The sequence below is a fragment of the Variovorax frigidus genome, from assembly GCF_051216515.1.
In the GTDB taxonomy this organism is placed as follows: domain Bacteria; phylum Pseudomonadota; class Gammaproteobacteria; order Burkholderiales; family Burkholderiaceae_C; genus Variovorax.
The window spans coordinates 222,553-239,491 of the sequence record NZ_JBPJZF010000001.1 but is presented as its reverse complement, the minus strand read 5'-3'; the positions used below and the strand labels follow the sequence as shown (position 1 = coordinate 239,491).

The 16,939-nt window shown below is 66.9% G+C and carries 18 protein-coding genes; 4 read left to right on the top strand and 14 right to left on the bottom strand.

Going from position 1 to position 16,939, the window contains the following annotated elements; all coding sequences use genetic code 11:
- Window positions 1-70 precede the first annotated feature (70 nt).
- Both ACSFBC_RS01085 and ACSFBC_RS01080 read right to left on the bottom strand, forming a co-directional pair.
- Window positions 71-448: a hypothetical protein gene (locus ACSFBC_RS01085; RefSeq protein WP_435508463.1), complete on the bottom strand. Its 378-nt coding sequence runs from the start codon at window positions 446-448 to the stop codon at window positions 71-73.
- 672 nt (window positions 449-1,120) lie between these two features.
- Window positions 1,121-2,173, bottom strand: coding sequence for a DNA-binding protein (locus tag ACSFBC_RS01080; RefSeq protein WP_435508462.1), 1,053 nt, complete (start codon window positions 2,171-2,173; stop codon window positions 1,121-1,123).
- Between the two features lie 134 nt (window positions 2,174-2,307).
- Between ACSFBC_RS01080 and ACSFBC_RS01075 the strand changes: the two genes are divergently transcribed.
- The gene (locus tag ACSFBC_RS01075; RefSeq protein WP_435508461.1) at window positions 2,308-3,402 is read left to right on the top strand and encodes a site-specific integrase; all 1,095 of its coding nucleotides are present in this window, start codon (window positions 2,308-2,310) and stop codon (window positions 3,400-3,402) included.
- Window positions 3,403-3,467: 65 nt separating this feature from the next.
- Here ACSFBC_RS01075 and ACSFBC_RS01070 read toward each other — a convergent pair whose 3' ends face one another.
- On the bottom strand, window positions 3,468-3,674 hold the full coding sequence (locus ACSFBC_RS01070; protein WP_435508460.1) for a hypothetical protein: 207 nt from the start codon (window positions 3,672-3,674) through the stop codon (window positions 3,468-3,470).
- A 295-nt stretch (window positions 3,675-3,969) separates the two neighbouring features.
- On the bottom strand, window positions 3,970-4,449 hold the full coding sequence (locus tag ACSFBC_RS01065; protein ID WP_435508459.1) for a VOC family protein: 480 nt from the start codon (window positions 4,447-4,449) through the stop codon (window positions 3,970-3,972).
- Window positions 4,450-4,914: 465 nt separating this feature from the next.
- Between ACSFBC_RS01065 and ACSFBC_RS01060 the strand changes: the two genes are divergently transcribed.
- On the top strand, window positions 4,915-5,604 hold the full coding sequence (locus ACSFBC_RS01060) for a DNA/RNA non-specific endonuclease (protein ID WP_435509239.1): 690 nt from the start codon (window positions 4,915-4,917) through the stop codon (window positions 5,602-5,604).
- 107 nt (window positions 5,605-5,711) lie between these two features.
- On the opposite strand, the gene ACSFBC_RS01055 is transcribed toward ACSFBC_RS01060, so the two are convergent.
- Window positions 5,712-6,944 carry an MFS transporter gene (locus tag ACSFBC_RS01055; protein WP_435508458.1) on the bottom strand — a complete coding sequence of 411 codons (1,233 nt, stop codon included), beginning with the start codon at window positions 6,942-6,944 and terminating at the stop codon, window positions 5,712-5,714.
- 40 nt (window positions 6,945-6,984) lie between these two features.
- Window positions 6,985-8,193: an MFS transporter gene (locus tag ACSFBC_RS01050; RefSeq protein WP_435508457.1), complete on the bottom strand. Its 1,209-nt coding sequence runs from the start codon at window positions 8,191-8,193 to the stop codon at window positions 6,985-6,987.
- Between the two features lie 134 nt (window positions 8,194-8,327).
- Between ACSFBC_RS01050 and ACSFBC_RS01045 the strand changes: the two genes are divergently transcribed.
- On the top strand, window positions 8,328-8,915 hold the full coding sequence (locus ACSFBC_RS01045; protein WP_435508456.1) for a TetR/AcrR family transcriptional regulator: 588 nt from the start codon (window positions 8,328-8,330) through the stop codon (window positions 8,913-8,915).
- A 6-nt stretch (window positions 8,916-8,921) separates the two neighbouring features.
- On the opposite strand, the gene ACSFBC_RS01040 is transcribed toward ACSFBC_RS01045, so the two are convergent.
- From ACSFBC_RS01040 to mltG, 6 genes are all read right to left on the bottom strand, one after another.
- Complete coding sequence (locus tag ACSFBC_RS01040; protein ID WP_435508455.1) at window positions 8,922-9,584, bottom strand: ankyrin repeat domain-containing protein; 663 nt, start codon at window positions 9,582-9,584, stop codon at window positions 8,922-8,924.
- Window positions 9,581-10,387: a TatD family hydrolase gene (locus ACSFBC_RS01035; protein ID WP_435508454.1), complete on the bottom strand. Its 807-nt coding sequence runs from the start codon at window positions 10,385-10,387 to the stop codon at window positions 9,581-9,583. Before ACSFBC_RS01035 ends, ACSFBC_RS01040 begins: the two co-directional genes overlap by 4 nt.
- A 67-nt stretch (window positions 10,388-10,454) precedes the next feature.
- A complete protein-coding gene (locus ACSFBC_RS01030) occupies window positions 10,455-10,826 on the bottom strand; it encodes a PilZ domain-containing protein (RefSeq protein ID WP_435508453.1) in 372 nt (123 codons plus the stop codon).
- Window positions 10,823-11,827, bottom strand: a complete 1,005-nt coding sequence (locus ACSFBC_RS01025; protein ID WP_435508452.1) for a DNA polymerase III subunit delta' — start codon at window positions 11,825-11,827, stop codon at window positions 10,823-10,825. Before ACSFBC_RS01025 ends, ACSFBC_RS01030 begins: the two co-directional genes overlap by 4 nt.
- Window positions 11,824-12,462, bottom strand: coding sequence for a dTMP kinase (gene tmk / locus ACSFBC_RS01020; protein ID WP_435508451.1), 639 nt, complete (start codon window positions 12,460-12,462; stop codon window positions 11,824-11,826). Before tmk ends, ACSFBC_RS01025 begins: the two co-directional genes overlap by 4 nt.
- Window positions 12,459-13,481 carry an endolytic transglycosylase MltG gene (mltG, locus tag ACSFBC_RS01015; RefSeq protein WP_435509238.1) on the bottom strand — a complete coding sequence of 341 codons (1,023 nt, stop codon included), beginning with the start codon at window positions 13,479-13,481 and terminating at the stop codon, window positions 12,459-12,461. Before mltG ends, tmk begins: the two co-directional genes overlap by 4 nt.
- 102 nt (window positions 13,482-13,583) lie before the next feature.
- Between mltG and ygfZ the strand changes: the two genes are divergently transcribed.
- A complete protein-coding gene (gene ygfZ, locus ACSFBC_RS01010; protein WP_435508450.1) occupies window positions 13,584-14,525 on the top strand; it encodes a CAF17-like 4Fe-4S cluster assembly/insertion protein YgfZ in 942 nt (313 codons plus the stop codon).
- Window positions 14,526-14,574: 49 nt separating this feature from the next.
- Here ygfZ and ACSFBC_RS01005 read toward each other — a convergent pair whose 3' ends face one another.
- Both ACSFBC_RS01005 and ACSFBC_RS01000 read right to left on the bottom strand, forming a co-directional pair.
- Window positions 14,575-14,790 carry a YbdD/YjiX family protein gene (locus tag ACSFBC_RS01005; RefSeq protein ID WP_435508449.1) on the bottom strand — a complete coding sequence of 72 codons (216 nt, stop codon included), beginning with the start codon at window positions 14,788-14,790 and terminating at the stop codon, window positions 14,575-14,577.
- Window positions 14,790-16,853: a carbon starvation CstA family protein gene (locus ACSFBC_RS01000; RefSeq protein ID WP_435508448.1), complete on the bottom strand. Its 2,064-nt coding sequence runs from the start codon at window positions 16,851-16,853 to the stop codon at window positions 14,790-14,792. The genes ACSFBC_RS01005 and ACSFBC_RS01000 overlap by 1 nt, the downstream gene beginning before the upstream one ends.
- Window positions 16,854-16,939 lie beyond the last annotated feature (86 nt).

Here is a 16,939-nt window from a genome sequence, read left to right as displayed (position 1 = left end):
TCGCCTCTGTGCGTTGTTGTCGAATCGATGGAATCGCGGGACCTTTGCGCGCCTGTCCGGCGGCGGTTTCTCATGGCGCGCGGCACAGTGCCAGCGCCGCCAGTGCTTCGCTGCACGGGGGTGGCGTATCCGTGCCGCCGGGAGCCATGTTTGCCAATGTCGGCGGCGGCGCGACGCGAGCCGCAGCAGCCGGGAGAAGCACCTCGGGGCGATGGCCCAGGCCCAGCGCCGTGGCGATCGTTCGCGCATCCTCTTCGGGCCGAGCTGGCATGCTCGCCTGCGGGAACGCCTGCGCAGGGGGTTCCGGGCTCGCCATCGGAACGACGTCGCGCTCGCCGTCGTTCCGGACGCCGTTGCGTGTCGGCGAAAACTCGGTGGAAGCGAGCGGCGCACCGGTTTTCGGTTCTTCGCGTTGCGAAACAGGCATGCGATTCGCGTTCAGCAGCACGGCTGTCAACGCGGCCAATGCCGAGACGGCCGCCACCCCGGCCAACACACGGCGGCGCCATGGGGACAACGGGCGCCTCGGGCTCGCAGGGACCAGGGCAGACGCTGGCCCCTGCGGCATCGCAACGGACGGCTCCCAGACAAGCGCGGGTGGGCCCGGGTGCAGAAAAGAAACCGCCGCTGAATTCGCGGCGCTTGGCCTGCCTGCTGCGATGGCCATCATGGTTTCCAGGACAGGGTCGCTGGTCGTGCTTACCGATGCATCGTCGAACCACGAGGCATCGGCGATGCCGCAGTCGACGAGAGGATCCTCGCCGCAAGAGGGACATACCCGTGCGTAAGGCGGCAGCTGCGTGGCGCAATGCATGCAGGACGCCAAGGACATGTCCGACTTCGCCAGGGAGTTCATTGTCTTTCCTAAGATACGCTCAATTTGTACACCTAAGTATTCATCTAAACAACACAAAAACCCTGAGTGATCTGGCGCGTGTTCGGCGGCGATTCGATCGCGGGGGATACCAACGGGGCGCGGCCGCTCGGGCCACATGCCGGCCGGTCTGCGATGCCTCGGCCGCCCGCGGATCCAGACGCACTGGCGCAGGGCGCACCGTCAGGACCCGTGCGCTCGGTGCTGTCGAGCGCACGGTGCGCCGACCTCCCGAAGCCGGCCGCGTCAGGTCTTCGGCGTCGCGGCCCTGGCCTTGGTCTTGACCGGCGGCTTGACTTGGCCGTTGCGGGACGAGGCGCTGGCAGAGGCCACCAGTGCCATCGCCTGCGTCAGGAGCGCCCGCGTGGCGACGTGGGCAGCGGATTCGACCGAAAGCGACTCCGCCAAGGCCTTGTTGCGTGTTTCCGTGTCGGCCAGTTGGGCCTGCAGTTCGGCGTGGGCCGTGGACAGCGCGGCCGCCTGCTGGCGCGCCGTGGCGGCCGCCTGTTCCTTCGCATGCAACGCCTCGACGGCCCGGTCGCGTGCCTGCCCGAGCGTCGCCTGCGCTTCGGCGGCACGCACCGCATCGCGCGCGGCACGGGCGACAGCCTGGCGGGTTTCCTCCCGGGCACGATCGATCTCGCGCAGCGCGCGGTGCTCGGCCGCGTCGTGTCGCTGCTGCGTTTCCGCCATCGTTGCGTCCTTCCGGGCGAGGGCGGCCGCTTGTTCTGCGCGCAGTGCCTCCTGGCGCCGCTGCGAAGCGGCGAGCGCTTCGCGCAGCTGCTCGACCTGACGCTCCATGGCGTCTTGCCGCTGCTGCGCCGCATCGAGTTGGCGCTGCAAGCCGGTGATGGTGTCGTTGCCTCGCAGGACCGATTCCTCGAGTGAAGCCTTGGTCGACGCGAAAGTTTGCTCACGGCGCTGGAACTCGGCCTCGGCTGCCGTGAGCGCATCTTCGCGGCGGTCCAGCGCGGCGCGCTGCGCCTCGTTGGCTTGGCTGGACAGCGCGCTGGCGTCGCGGCAAGCGAGTTCCCAGAGGCGCCGCGCGGCGTCCGCGACCTCCGGCGGCAGACGAGAGCCCCCGACACCCGCGGCGCTGTCGACCATCGCAGCCACGCCCAGGCGTGCGGGAAGGGTGCGGTACCACGCGTCGAGCATGGGGCTGACCGTGTTCGGAGAGCCACTGCCGATCTTCTGGCGCACGCGCTCGATGGTCGGCCGGTCGCCCGCCGCAATCAACGCATCGGCTGCGGCCCACACATCGGCTTGCTGAACACCCCTCGAACGCTTCTGCGTCATGACTCGACTCCCGGTTCAAAATAGGTCACGATTACTGAAACTTATCGTGATCTATACAAAGACACTGTAATACATCATACGTCATACATGATAAATCATACGCATAGCCTTCACCCCGCCGGCAAAGGCCTGTCATGACAGATCTGATGGCCTTGAAACGGCTGCCCGTGCTCGATCCAGGCCGCATTTCGTCGCTGACCGCGTCGGCCGTGCAGGAACTGCTGGAGGAGGGTGAATCCGCCAATACCCTCGCGGCCTACCGCTCCGCGCTGAAATACTGGGCCGTATGGTTTTCGGTGCGTTACGGCCAAAAGCTCTCGCTGCCGGTCCCCGTGCCGGTCGTGATCCAGTTCCTGGTCGATCACATCGAACGCAGCTCATCCAAGGGTCTGGTCACGCAACTGCCGCCGGCTGCCGACCAGGCGCTGGTGGAAGGGCGCTACAAAGCCGCGCTGGGTCCGCTCGCGCTGGCCACGGTGACGCACCGCATCGCAGTGCTCAGCAAGGCGCATCAGACAGCCAGTGCGCCGAATCCCTGCGCTGCAGAGGCCGTGCGTGACCTGGTGGCCAAGAGTCGACGCGCCTATGCCAAACGCGGCGTCGTGCAGCGCAAGCAGAGGGCCCTGACCAAGGAGCCGCTGCAGGCCCTGCTCGCCACCTGCGACGACAGCCTCAAGGGACGGCGCGACAGGGCCTTGCTGCTGTTTGCCTGGTCCTCGGGCGGGCGCCGACGGTCCGAGGTGGTCGCGGCCGACATGGCGGATCTGGCATGCATCGGCGAGGACCTCTATGTCTACACACTGACGTTCTCCAAGACGAACCAGACCGGCGCCAGTCGCGCCGAGAACGCCAAACCCATCGCAGGCAGGGCCGGGCGGGCCCTGACCGCCTGGTTGCAGGCCAGCGGGATCAAGGAAGGAAAGATCTTTCGGCAGGTGCGTCGCGGCGGCCACCTCGGCGGGCCGTTGAGCGACGGGTCGGTGCGCGACATCGTCAGGGCGCGATGTTCGGCGGCAGGACTTGAAGGGGAATTCTCGGCGCATTCGCTGAGGGCCGGCTTCGTGACGGAAGCAGGGCGCCAGCAGATCCCGCTGGCCGACACCATGGCGATGACCGGGCATCGGGGGGTGGGCTCGGTGCTGGGCTACTACCGATCGGAAGGGCTGACGCAAGTCCGCGTCGCGATGCTGATCGATCCCGAAGAGGCCGTTTCGGAAGGCGTGTCATAGGGCCTGTCAACGCAGCCATGCCCCGCATGCGCGTCGGCTCCCGCCCAGAAGCACCGGGTCGAACCTTAAGACCAATGCCTGCGCAGCATGGCCCTGAGCACCAGGTAGCCTGCCGCCCAGGCCGCCGCAGGGTCCGAGAAGGGTTCGCTGAACCGCTGCGGCGTGTAGCTCAGGAGTTCGTCCGCGGACTCCTCCTCATGCAGCAGGATCCAATGAAACTCGCCGAGCTCCAGTTCCTTTACGGCCAATGCGCTGGAGATGCCCGATGCCATCGCTGTCCTTTATTGAAAAACGCAGTCTGATGCCGAGGCCCAAGCGGTCTCAAGGGAGATGTTCGCACTTGTTAATTCATTCACATCCTTTGTCATTTGACTCTTCCAAATCGGGTATTTCGACACATCTGGCATTTGCGACGGCGGGCCGGCGCAGGGGCAGGGCAGGGGCTTCCCAAGGCGATCGCCGAAACAGCATCGGTCAGGCACGCGATTCATCGTGGTGAACCGCCTGGGCCGAGAGGCTTCGCGAGTCCCATTGCCACGGCTCGGCGGATCGGATCGCATAAGCACCTCAGCCTGCGAGTGCGGCTTCTATCGCAGCGATGTCGATCTTCCTCATGGTCATCATCGCGTCGAATGCCCGCTTGGCTGCTGCACGATCCGGGTTCGCAAGCGATGCCATGAGGATCCTGGGGGTGATCTGCCAGGACAGGCCCCACCGATCCTTGCACCAGCCGCACTCGCTTTCCTGGCCGCCATTGCTGACGATCGCGTTCCAAAGGCGGTCCGTCTCGACCTGGTCATCGGTCGCGATCTGAAAAGAGAAAGCCTCGCTGTGCTTGAACTGCGGGCCGCCGTTCAACCCGATGCACGGGATACCGACAACAGTGAACTCGACAACCAGCACGTCGCCTTGCCGGCCGTCTGGATAGTCACCCGGTGCGTGATGGACGGCGCCGACGGCGCTGTCGGGGAAGGTTTTGGCATAGAACTGGGCGGCCTCCATCGCAGTGCCGTCGTACCAAAGACAGATCGTGTTCTTGCCGGTCATGGTGTCTCCTGAACTTCAGTGAGCCGCACGCTCGCAGCGGGCCCACAAGCTACTGCGCCCCCGAAGGCATGTCAATTGCTGCGAGGCGATCCGCGGGCATGACATGGCGCGGAGGAGGGCGATCCGCCGACGTCGTGTGATGCAACGCGAGAAAATCGTGGCGATCGATCGATCGCGCCGAAAGCCTGGCGCCGCGCGTGTGATGTGAATCCAGGACGCGCACCCGGGGAACTGCACCTGCTGCAGCGAAACCCGCATGGGCTCACCCTTTTTTTGACGAATGCGTTGGCGAAGTGCCAGCGAAAACCGAGGTTTGATTTGAGAACGAAGAGAGCTGCCCGGCGGCGTGGCGATGCCACGCGGCTCATGCGCAGAAGCATGCTTTGCGTCGTGTTTGCGGTGGTTGCCGCGGTACAGGTTCCAGGTTGCAGCCTGGAACCTTCGACGACACCCCCATCGGCTTCCATTGAACCTGCGGCTCGTCCACGCGCCGCGGTCGAGGGCTTCGCACAGTGCCCACAGCATTTTCCCGGCCACCCGCCGACCGTCACGTGGCCAGGCCGACAGCGAGCTTTATGCTTTGACGGATTTGCAGCCTTGTACTCGGGCGAGAGCAAGACACCGATCTACACGGTCCAGAAACTCACACGCGCCAGCGTCGAAGCCGCGAAAGGCATCCGGCGCGTGGATCGCTTCTATCCCGAAGCGCGACTGCCGGCAGCCGATCGCGCACAGCTTGTCGACTACGCCGGCAGCGGCTACGACCGCGGCCATCTTTCGCCGGCCGGCGACATGCCCAGCAGCGCCGCGAAGGCCCAGTCCTTCTCGCTGGCGAACATGGTTCCCCAGGCGCCCGAACTCAACCAGGGTGCCTGGAACCAGATCGAGCAATCGACGCGCAAGTACGCGGCGCGCGCAAATGGCGCCGTCTACGTGTTCACCGGGGCCAGTTTCGATCGACAGCCGACCAAGATCGGCCCAGGCAAGGTCTGGGTTCCGGGCCACACCTGGAAGGTGGTCTACAGCAGCGCCGATGGGCGGGCCTGGGCGTACTGGACGGTCAACCGCGCCGGAACGCACAGCCTGAAGCCCATCAGCTACCAGGCGTTCGAACAACGCTCTGGTCTGACACTGTTGCCGGAAGCGATGCATTAGAACGGCGACGCGGTCTCGCGGGAGGCGTTCCGGGAGGACGACGGGCCAGCGGCTCGGGGTTGGACCAGGCAGGTGAGCTTCAGATATTTAACATAATATACATTGTATTATTCGCATGGCGACCGGCTGGGCGTAGCTACCTGTCGGCTGGTTTTCGCCTTCTGTTCGCTGATGCCGACACCCAGCATCACCAGCAATGCGACAGCGGCCAATCCACACGCCAACCAGAGATTGCCTGTCAGACCCCATCCATCCACGACCTGACCGCCCGTCCACGACCCCAACGCAATGCCGACATTGAACACGCCCACATACAGCGCGGCGGCGATCTCAACGGCACGCGGCGCGGCTTTCATCATCCAGGTCATCAGGCCGACCGACACACCGCCATAAGCCAGCCCCCAGACCAGCATTGCCGCCGCACCGCCCGTGTGGGAGCTGGCGATGGTCAGGAACAGCACCGGCGTCAGCAGCAGCCCCAGCGCAATCGCCGTCAGGGTCAGCACCGTACTGCGTGCCGCGACGATGCCTGCCAGGAAGTTGCCGGCGATGCCCGCAATGCCGTAGCCGAACAGCAGTGCGCCGATCCATTGCGGATCGAATCCCGACACCGACAACAGCAACGGGCGCACGAAGGTGAAAGCCATGAAGTGGCTGGCCACCAGCAGCAGCGTCAGGATCAGCCCGGCTTGCAAGCTGCGGTTGCCGAGCTGCTCGAGGAACTGGCGTACGGTGGCCGAGCTGGCAACAGGCAGCGCAGGAACGACGGCAAGATGAAGCACCAGCACCCCGCCACTGAACAATGCCATGCTGCCGAAGGCCCAGCGCCATCCGGCGAAATCGCCGATCAGCGCCCCGAGTGGTACGCCCAGCACGGATGCGGCCGCCACTCCGCCGAAGATGATGGATGTTGCCAAGCCGATCGCGTGACCCGGAACCAGCCGGGCAGCCAGGCCACCGGCAATGGCCCATATGCCCCCCATGCAGAAGCCGACCAGCACTCGGGCGGCCAACATCCAACCCAGGCTCGGTGCCAGAGCCGATGCCAGGTTGGCGATCACCAGCAGTCCCAGCAATCCGCACAGAATCCTGCGCCGGTCCATGCCGCCGGACGCGATCACCACCAGCGGCGCGAACAATGCTGCGAGCAACGCGGGCAGCGAAATCGTCAGGCTGGCGGTTCCGGTGGAAATGTCCAGCGTGTCGGCGATGGGTGTCAGCAGCCCGACCGGAAGCATTTCCGTCGTCACGACGGAGAAAGTGGCAAGACCGACAGCCACCACAGCCAGCCAAGGATGTCGGGCCGAGGCCCCGTCGGACGCAGATGAAAATGTGCTCATGGCTCAAGCCCTTGAAATGATGAAACGGGGTGAGCCGCCATCACGCGGCACCTAATAATGGCGAGCCGTGCGCGTGCAGGCGCCGATGCCCCCATAGCGCCACCAGCAGCACAGCCACCCCAGCGCACAGCGCGACGGTGAATCCGGCGCGTGCCCCGCCGTCATCCACCAACTGGCCGGATCCTGCCGCGCCCAGCGCCACGCCGACGTTCAACCCAGCCAGCAGCCAGGTCATGCCTTCGGTCAGCCGGCGCTCCGGCACCAGGCGCTCGACCAGCGACATCGCCACGATCATGGTGGGAGCGAAGGACAGCCCGGCGACCAGCACGGCACCAGCCAGCGCGGGAATGCTGCCCACCAGCAGCAAGGGCAACGTGGTTACCGCCGTCACCACACCGCCCAGCAACAGCAGCCGGTGCAATGGCGTTTGCAGCTTGAGCGCGCCGAACAACAGCCCGGCCAGGCAGGAACCAGCGGCGTAGGCCGACAAGACGAGACTGGCCGCAGCCGGCTGGCCCTGTTGTTCGGCAAAGGCCACGCTGACGATGTCCACCGTGCCGACGATGACGCCCATTGCGACCATCAGCAGCGCCAGCAGTCGCACGTTCGCCAATCGGATCACCGATCCCGAACCCTCGGCGGCGGCGTCTTGCGTGTCGACCGGCGGTTCGGTGCCCCGCTGCACGACCAGAGCGAACACACCCAGGATCAGCAACAGCGCCGCTCCGAGCGGGCCGGCCTGGGGCGATACCACCACGGAAAGCCCTACCGCCAGCGGCGGCCCGGCGATGAAAGTGACTTCATCGAGCACTGTTTCCAGCGAATAAGCCGTTTGCAAGTGTGGCTGGCCCCGGTACAACGCCGTCCAACGCGCCCGCACCATCGCCGACATGCTGGGCATGCAACCCGCCAGCAAGGCCCCCAGGAACAGCGTCCAGTCGGGTGCCAGCCGCCAGGAGCCGGCGAGCAAAAGCAGCAGGCCGACGACGCTGATGGCCGTGGCTGCGGGTAACACGCGGCCTTGTCCATGTCGATCCACCAGCCGGGAGACCTGCGGGGACAGCAGCGCGTAGGTCAGCACGAAGGTGGCGGATACGGCCCCCGCCAGTGCAAAGCTGCCGCGCAGTTGCGACAGCATCGTGATGATGCCGATGCCCGTCATCGGCAGCGGAATCCGCGCCAGCAGGCCGGCCAGGGCAAATCCCCTGGTGCCAGGCGCGGCGAAAAGTTCTCGATAAAGGTTGGCCATTTCGCTCTCCGTGGGCGCCCCATTTGCCATGACAAGGCAATGCGGCGAAAATACAAACACTCCGTATGAATATCATTCTATATTCATACGAAGTGTTTGTAAATAATCATACGGTTCGTATGCAAGGAGAACGGATGGTCCGCCGCACCCGCGTCGAGATGGAAGAAACCCGAGCCACATTGCTCGCGACCGCCCGCAAGGTCTTCAGCGAGCGCGGCTACGCTGACACTTCGATGGACGACCTCACTGCGCAGGCCGGCCTGACCCGTGGCGCGCTCTATCACCATTTCGGCGACAAGAAGGGCTTGCTGGCGGCGGCCGTGGAGCAGATCGACGCCGAGATGGATACGCGACTGCAAGCCATCTCCGACAGCGCCGAGGACGCCTGGGAAGGCTTTCGCAGGCGATGCAGCGCCTATCTGGAGATGGCGCTGGAGCCGGAAATCCAGCGCATCGTGCTGCGCGACGCCAGGGCCGTGCTGGGTGGGGCCTCACCCGAGTCGCAACGCCATTGCGTCGAGTCGATGCAAGGTCTGATTGACGACCTTATCCAGCAGGGCATGGTGGCCGAGGCCGATCCACAGGCACTGGCATCGCTGATCTACGGCAGCCTGGCCGAAGCGGCGCTCTGGATCGCAGATGGTGATGACGGCGATGCAAGACTGGCGCGAGGCGTGGCTGCGCTGGAGTTACTGCTGCGTGGGTTGTTGGTGAAGCGATAGTCTTGCTTACCACTTGCCCGCATTCGGCTGCTTGCTGCGCACCGCTGCAGCCAGCACATCGGCCGCATCCTGCCGCTGCGCACGCTGCGCGAACTGCACGGCCGTCAGCCCTTGCTGGTTCTTCATCAGCGGATCGGCGCCCTCCTCTAGCAGCAGCTTCACGCTCTCGAGCGAGCCGTACATCGCCGCCATCATCAACGGCGTGGTGCCGTTGGGCGACTGGGCATCGATGAAGGCGTACTTGTCGAGCAGCAGCTTCATGATCTCCACCTGGCCACTCGACGCCGCGTAGTGCAATGGCGTCCAGCCCGGCTTGTTGATGTCGGCGTCGCGCGCCATGAGCTTGACGACCAGGTCCTTCTGGCCCTTGATGGCGGCGAGCATCAGCGGGCTTTCATCGCTGGCATTGCGCGACTCGACGTTGGTCTTGGGCGACGACAGCAGCACGTCGATCACCTTCGGCGAAGGTTCACGGACCGCGATCAGCAGGCCCGTGAGCCCGTTGGCATCGCGCGTGTTCGGGTCGAAGCCCCGGTTCAGGAGCGACTGCACGCCACTGGCGTTGTCGCCGCGCACGGCCCGGAAGAAATCATCGAACGAGTCGGCACTGGCGGAAAAAGATACCAATAAAACAAAAAGATAGACGAATTTCTTCATGTGAGTTCTCAAGTTTTCACGCCCGCAAAGAGCGTCTCGAAGTTCTGGCTGGTGGCCGCCGCGATCGCTTCGACGGGCAATTGCCGCAGCTGCGCGATCTGCTGTGCCACGAAGGGCACGTAAGACGGATTGTTGGTCTTGCCGCGGTAAGGCACCGGCGCCAGGTACGGGCTGTCGGTCTCGATCAGCATGCGGTCGAGCGGCACGAATGCCGCCACGTCGCGCAGGTCCTGCGCCTTCTTGAAGGTCAGGATGCCCGAGAAGGAGATGTAGAAGCCGAGATCGAGCGCGGCGCGGGCGACTTCGGCCGTTTCGGTGAAGCAATGGAACACGCCCCCGGCGGCCTGCCCCGTGCCGTCCTCGCCCTCCTCCTTGAGGATCGCCAGCGTGTCGGCCGAGGCCTCGCGGGTGTGGATCACCAGCGGCATGCGCACCTGCTGCGCGGCGCGGATGTGCACCCGGAAGCGGTCGCGCTGCCATGCCATGTCGGCGATGCTGCGGCCACCCTTGCGCTCTTCCATCTGGTAGTAGTCGAGGCCGGTCTCGCCGATGGCCACGACCTTGGGCAGCGCCGCACGCCGCACCAGGTCCTCGATGCTGGGCTCGGCGATGTCCTCGTTGTCGGGATGCACGCCGACGCTGGCCCAGAAGTTGTCGTATTGCGCGGCCAGCGCCTGCACGTCGGCGAACTCCTCCAGCTTGGTGCAGATGCACAGCGCGCGGTCGACCTGTGCGGCCGCCATGGCGGCGCGGATCTGCGGCATCTCCAAAGCGAATTCCGGAAAGGTGAGATGGCAATGGGAGTCGGTGAACATCGGTACGGCTGCTGCGGAAATGAAGAGGCCATCGCAGCGCGCGCGACCCGGGTCGCGCGGCGGTGGCTCAGATGGTCTGGGTGGGGCGGTCGGAGGCCATCGAGCCGCCCAGGGCTTCCTCGATGCGGGCCTTGAGCTGGCGCGATTTTTCGTCGGCCGGGAAGCGCACGCCGACGCCGGGGGCGCGGCTGCCGGCCGCGCGGGCCGGCGTGATCCAGGCGACCTTGCCGGCCACGGGGTAGCGCTGCGGGTCGTCCGGCAGGGTCAGCAGCACATAGACGTCGTCGCCCAGCCGGTACTCGCGCGAGGTGGGAATGAAGATGCCGCCTTCGGCGAACAAGGGGATGTAGGCCGCATAGAGCGCGCCCTTCTCCTTGATCGCCAGCTGGATCACGCTGGGCCGTTGGGGCGCGGTGGCGGGGCTGGTGGGGATGTTCATGGGCGTCGGGCGGAGTTTAGGGTGCTTCGCGCCTCGCTCACAAGCGCTTCCAGCATCAGGCCCGCATTGAACGGATGCTCGGCGGTACGGGCCGCCGCCGCCAGGGACTTGGACCAGCGCGCCAGTGCGACGTCCGACGGCGCCGGCGGCAGCTCGCCGGCGGCGAAGAACCGGGGCTCGGCCCCGCTGCCGACGGCCATCAGGTCATGACACAGTTTCTGCAGCGCGCCGATGGCTTGCGCCGGTGCCTGGTCCGTCAGCGCTGAGACCTCGCCGCGCTGCATGGCCTTGGGCAGCAGCGACCAGGCCTTGGGCGAAGCGCCGCTGCGTGCCAAGCGCAAGGCGTCGCTGGGCCGGCCGCCCGCCGCACGCAGCAAGGCCGGCGCATCGGCCGCCGACACCGCGTGCGCGACCAGCCAGTCGACCGCCTCCGCCGGCTCGGGCCACGGCAGCGTGAAACCCAGGCAGCGGCTGCGGATGGTCGGCAGCAACTGCCAGGCGGCCTCGCTGGCGAGCACGAAGCGCACATCGCCCACCGGCTCTTCCAGGGTCTTGAGCAAGGCGTTGGCCGTGATCGCGTTCATGCGCTCGGCCGGATAGACGAACACCACCTTGCCGCGCCCACGCGCGCTGGTGCGCTGGGCGAAGCCGACCGCATCGCGCATCGCTTCCACACGAATCTCGCGGCTGGCCTTGCGTTTCTTGTCGTCGATGTCGGCCTGCGCCTTTTCGTCGAGCGGCCAGCCGAGCTCCATCATGGCCGTCTCGGGCATCAGCACGCACAGGTCGGCATGGGTGCGGACCTCGATCGCATGGCAGCTGGTGCAGTGGCCGCAAGCGCCCTGCGCGGTCGGCGTCTCGCACAGCCAGGCCGAGGCCAACGCCATCGCCAGATCGTATTGGCCCAGGCCGGAAGGGCCTTGCAGCAGCCAGGCATGGCCGCGCTGGCGCAACAGGTCGGACAGCGGGCGGACGAGCCACGGGGACAGCGGCGGCGTCATGCAATCAGTCCGCGTTGGCGCAGCACGGCTTCGACCTGTTGCCAGACCTGGTCGCGCGGCCGGTCGGCGTCGATGCGCGCGAAGCGCGGCGCCTTCGCGCGCTCGGCATAGCCGGCCGCGACCTGCTGGAAGAAGGCGACGGGCTGGGCTTCGAACTTGTCGGGCAGGCGCGCGCCGGCCAACCGGGCCGCGGCGACTTCGGGCTTCAAGTCGAACCAGAAGGTGAGGTCGGGCTGCAGCAAGGCCTCACCGCCTTCGGCCCCCTGCCCTGCCTGCACCCAGCGCTCGAGCGTGCCGAGCACGGCAAGGTCGAAGCCGCGGCCGGCACCCTGGTAGGCGAAGGTCGCGTCGGTGAAGCGGTCGCACAGCACCACCTCGCCACGCGCCAGCGCAGGCGCGATCACGTTCACGATGTGGTCGCGGCGTGCCGCGAAGACCAGCAGCGACTCGGTCAGCGCATCCATCGGCTGCGACAGGATCAGCCCGCGCAGCGTTTCGGCCAGCGGCGTGCCGCCGGGTTCACGCGTGCGCGTGACCGTGCGGCCGGCGGTCTTGAACAGCGCCTCGAGCGCGTCGATGTGGCTCGACTTGCCCGCGCCGTCGATGCCTTCCAGCGTCAGGAAAAGTCCGCTCATGGTCCGTTGTTCCTGGGTTTGGATTCGATGCCGCGCTGGTAGCGGTTCACGGCCCGGTTGTGATCGTCCAGCGTGGCGCTGAACTGGCTCGAGCCGTCGCCGCGCGAGACGAAATACAGCGACTTGCTCTGCGCCGGCTGGATCGTGGCCAGCAGCGCCGCCTTGCCCGGCATGGCGATGGGCGTGGGCGGCAGGCCGCCGCGGGTGTAGGTGTTCCAGGGCGTGTCGGTCTGCAGGTCCTTCTTGCGCAGGTTGCCTTCGTAGGCCGTGCCCATGCCGTAGATCACCGTCGGGTCGGTCTGCAGCGGCATGCCGATGCGCAGCCGGTTCACGAAGACCGCCGCAACTTCGGGGCGGTCCTTGGCCTGGCCTGTCTCCTTTTCGACAATGCTGGCCAGAATCAGCAACTCATCGGACGTTTTCAGCGGCAAATCATTGGCGCGTGCGGCCCAGGCCGCGTCGAGCTTCTTGTCCATGGCCCGCATCGCGCGCTGCAGCACGGCGAAGTCGGTCGAGCCCTTCGAGTAGGTGTAGGTGTCGGGGAAGAAGCGACCTTCCGGATGCACGCCGGGCTTGCCGAGCCGCGCCATCAGCGCCGCGTCGGCCTCGCCCACCGTTTCGGGCTTGAGCTGGTCGGCCTTGGCCAGCGCGGCGCGCACCTGCCGGAAATTCCAGCCCTCGACCAGCACCAGGCTGCGCGTGGCCTCCTCGCCGCGCACCAGCATGTTGAGCAGCGTGCGTGGGGTCACACCGCGCTCGAGTTCGTAGCTGCCGGCGCGGATCTGGCGATCCTGGCCCGAGAAGCGGAACCAGGCGTAGAGCAGTTGCGGCTGCACCCGGGTGCCGGCCGCAGCCACCGCTTCGGCCACGCCGCGCGGCGTGGTGCCGGGCTCCACGGACAGGTCGACGTTGGGGGCTGCGAGGTCGAGCGGGCGGTTCACCCACCACAGGCCCCAGGCGCCCGCGCCCAGCGCGGCAACGGCGCACAAAAGGAAGATCGTGAGGAAGAAGCGGCGCAAGGGAACAGGGAGAAATGAAGAGGGGCACAGTGCCCTGAAAGTCGAGTCCGCGCGGTAGCCCTGCGGGTCGAACGGATGGCGTGCGGCCATGATAATTCAGCGATGACCTCTGCCCTCCTGAATGGTGTAACTCCCCTCCCCCACCTGGGCGTGATCCGCGCCGAGGGCCCGGATGCCGCGAGCTTCCTGCACGGCCAATTGACGCAGGACTTCGCGCTGCTCGAACCCGCCGAGGCGCGGCTGGCGGCTCTCTGCACCGCCAAGGGCCGGATGATCGCGAGCTTCATCGGCGTGCGCCCGCGGGCCGACCTGGTGCTGCTGGTCTGCAGCCGTGACATCCTCGCCGTCACGCTCAAGAAGCTGTCGATGTACGTGCTGCGCGCCAAGGTGAAGCTCAGCGACGCCAGCGAATCGACCGCGCTGTTCGGCCTCGCCGGATCGGCATTGGCCGCCAACGGCGTCGATGCCGCGGCACCGGTCGGCGCACGCATCGCGCGCGCCGTGCCCGACGGCGAAGACGAGATCGGCATCGTGCCGCTTTACCCGGCCGACGGCGTGCCGCGCGCGCTGTGGATCGCACCGGTCGCCGCGCCCGCGCCGACCGGCCCCGCGCTGGACGCCGCGCTCTGGCCCTGGAGCGAGGTGCGCAGCGGCATCGCGACCTTGAGCACGCCGGTGCTCGATGCCTTCGTACCGCAGATGCTCAACTTCGAATCGGTGGGCGGCGTGAACTTCAAGAAGGGTTGCTACCCGGGCCAGGAGATCGTTGCGCGCAGCCAGTTCCGCGGCACGCTCAAGCGCCGTACCTATGTGGTCACCGCCGACGCGCCGGTCGAGGCCGGCCAGGAAGTCTTCGCGGCCAGCGACGCGGAGCAGCCGGTCGGCACCGTCGTGCAGGCGGCCGCGGCACCCGACGGCCGCTGGGCCGCGCTGGTGTCGATGCAGATCGCGGCGCTCGAAGCCGGTGCGCTGCATGCGGTGAGCGCGCAAGGCCCGGCGCTCACGGTCGAGCCCCTGCCCTACCCGCTGCTGGCCGACATCTAGGCAACGGCCCGTCCCATGCAGAACGGCGCCCTCGGGCGCCGTTTTTTCATCAGCAGCAGCGCCCCTTGCCGCCGCCGTAGCGCGCCTGCTCCCGCTCGCGGAAGAAGGCGACCTCGTTCATCGGCGCCTGGTCGGGGTGCGTGGCCGCCATGTGCCGCAGGTAGGCGCCGTAGTCGGGCTGGCCCACCATCAGCCGCAGCGACTGGGCCAGCGAGCGGCCGAGGTAGCGGCCCGCCTCCGGCAGGCTCATGCCCGAGTTCAGCATCAGGTGCGCGCCGGTTCGAAGGCTTCGTAAGGCGTCTCGTGCACCGTCGGCCGGTTCACGCGGCGCGCGGCCAGGCAGGCCTTCACGCTGTAGACCAGCACGCTCAGCACCACGAAGATGAACAGCGCGCACAGCGCGGCGTCGAGCCGGTCGTTGAAGACGATGCGCGACATCGCCTCGGGCGTCTTGGCCGGCGCGATCAGCACGCCCTGGGCCAGGCCGTCGGCGTACTTCGCGGCATGCGAGAGGAAGCCGACCTTCGGGTCCGGCGAGAAGATCTTGAGCCAGCCGGCCGTCAGCGTGCAGGCCAGCAGCCAGACGGTGGGCACCAGTGCCACCCAAGCATAGCGCTCGCGCTTCATGCGGAACAGCACCACCGTGCCCAGCATCAGCGCCACGGCCGCGAGCATCTGGTTCGAGATGCCGAACAGCGGCCACAGCGTGTTGATGCCGCCCAGCGGGTCGACCACGCCCTGGTAGAGGAAGTAGCCCCAGGCCGCGACCGTGAGCCCGGTGGCGAACAGGTTGGCCGGCAGCGAATCGGTGCGACCCAGCGCGGGCACGAAGCTGCCCAGCAGGTCCTGCAGCATGAAGCGGCCGGCACGCGTGCCTGCGTCTACCGCGGTCAGGATGAACAGCGCCTCGAACAGGATCGCGAAGTGGTACCAGAAGGCCATCATGCCCGGGCCGCCCAGCGCCTGGTGCAGGATGTGCGCCATGCCCACGGCCAGCGTCGGCGCGCCGCCGGTGCGTCCGAGAATGGTGGTCTCGCCCACGTCCTTGGCGGTCTGGATCAGCATCTCGGGCGTCACCACGAAGCCCCAGCTCGAGATGGTCTGCGCGACGGTGGCCGGCGTGTTGCCGACCAGCGCGGCCGGGCTGTTCATCGCGAAGTAGATGCCGGGCTCGATGCACGAGGCCGCGACCAGCGCCATCACGGCAACGAAGGATTCGGCCAGCATGCCGCCGTAGCCGATGAAGCGCATGTGGCGCTCGTTGTCGATCATCTTGGGCGTGGTGCCCGAGGAGATCAGCGCATGGAAACCCGACACCGCGCCGCAGGCGATGGTGATGAACAGGAAGGGGAACAGGCTGCCCGACCAGACCGGGCCGTTGCCCTGCGCGAACTGCGTGACGGCCGGCATCTGCAGCGTCGGCGCGACGAACACGATGCCCACGGCCAGCGCCAGGATGGTGCCGATCTTCAGGAAGGTCGACAGGTAGTCGCGCGGCGCGAGCAGCAGCCAGACCGGCAGCGTGGCGGCGATGAAGCCGTAGCCGATCAGCATCCAGGTCAGCGCCTTGCCGTCGAAGGTGAAGAGCGCGGCCCAGTCGGGGTGCTGGCTGACCGCCTGCCCGCCGAAGATCGCGAGCATCAGCAGCACGAAACCGATCACCGAGACCTCGCCGATGCGGCCCGGCCGCAGGTACCGCAGGTACACGCCCATGAAGAGCGCGACCGGAATCGTCGCCCCGACGGTGAAGGTGCCCCAGGGCGATTCGGCCAGCGCCTTCACCACGATCAGCGCCAGCACCGCCAGGATGATGATCATGATCATGAAGGTGCCGAACAGCGCGATCATGCCCGGCACGATGCCCATCTCCTGCTTGATCAGGTCGCCCAGCGAACGGCCGTCGCGGCGCGTCGAGATGAACAGCACGATGAAGTCCTGCACCGCGCCCGCGAACACCACGCCCGCCAGGATCCACAGCAGGCCGGGCAGGTAGCCCATCTGCGCCGCGAGCACCGGACCCACCAGCGGACCGGCACCGGCGATGGCCGCGAAGTGGTGGCCGAACAGCACGTTCTTGTCGGTCGGCACGTAGTCCAGGCCGTCGTTGTGGCGGTGCGCGGGCGTCTTGCGGGTGCCGTCCAGGCCCAGCACCTTGTCGGCGATGAACAGGCTGTAGTAGCGGTAGGCGATCAGGTAGACGCAGAGCGCGGCCACCACGATCCACAGCGCGCTGATCGCTTCACCGCGCGAAAGTGCGACGGTGCCGAGCGCGAAGGCGCCCACGATCGCGATGACGAGCCACACCAGGTGGCGTCGGATGCTTTGCATCGGTTTGTCTCCAGAAAAAAGTTTCTGGAGTGTTCCCGGCCGGGGCGCATCTGCCATCCGTCTCAACGCGCGACCATCCTGCGCGG

Coding starts and splice junctions, on each gene's coding strand:
- ACSFBC_RS01005 (WP_435508449.1), bottom strand. CDS start 14,790: ATGCTGAACTCGGGCATGAGCCTGCCGGAGGCGGGCCGCTACCTCGGC.
- ACSFBC_RS01050 (WP_435508457.1), bottom strand. CDS start 8,193: ATGGCCAACCTTTATCGAGAACTTTTCGCCGCGCCTGGCACCAGGGGA.
- ACSFBC_RS01045 (WP_435508456.1), top strand. CDS start 8,328: ATGGTCCGCCGCACCCGCGTCGAGATGGAAGAAACCCGAGCCACATTG.
- ACSFBC_RS01025 (WP_435508452.1), bottom strand. CDS start 11,827: ATGACGCCGCCGCTGTCCCCGTGGCTCGTCCGCCCGCTGTCCGACCTG.
- ACSFBC_RS01075 (WP_435508461.1), top strand. CDS start 2,308: ATGACAGATCTGATGGCCTTGAAACGGCTGCCCGTGCTCGATCCAGGC.
- ACSFBC_RS01030 (WP_435508453.1), bottom strand. CDS start 10,826: ATGAACATCCCCACCAGCCCCGCCACCGCGCCCCAACGGCCCAGCGTG.
- ACSFBC_RS01080 (WP_435508462.1), bottom strand. CDS start 2,173: ATGACGCAGAAGCGTTCGAGGGGTGTTCAGCAAGCCGATGTGTGGGCC.
- ACSFBC_RS01035 (WP_435508454.1), bottom strand. CDS start 10,387: ATGTTCACCGACTCCCATTGCCATCTCACCTTTCCGGAATTCGCTTTG.
- ACSFBC_RS01055 (WP_435508458.1), bottom strand. CDS start 6,944: ATGAGCACATTTTCATCTGCGTCCGACGGGGCCTCGGCCCGACATCCT.
- ACSFBC_RS01070 (WP_435508460.1), bottom strand. CDS start 3,674: ATGGCATCGGGCATCTCCAGCGCATTGGCCGTAAAGGAACTGGAGCTC.
- ygfZ (WP_435508450.1), top strand. CDS start 13,584: ATGACCTCTGCCCTCCTGAATGGTGTAACTCCCCTCCCCCACCTGGGC.
- tmk (WP_435508451.1), bottom strand. CDS start 12,462: ATGAGCGGACTTTTCCTGACGCTGGAAGGCATCGACGGCGCGGGCAAG.
- ACSFBC_RS01000 (WP_435508448.1), bottom strand. CDS start 16,853: ATGCAAAGCATCCGACGCCACCTGGTGTGGCTCGTCATCGCGATCGTG.
- ACSFBC_RS01065 (WP_435508459.1), bottom strand. CDS start 4,449: ATGACCGGCAAGAACACGATCTGTCTTTGGTACGACGGCACTGCGATG.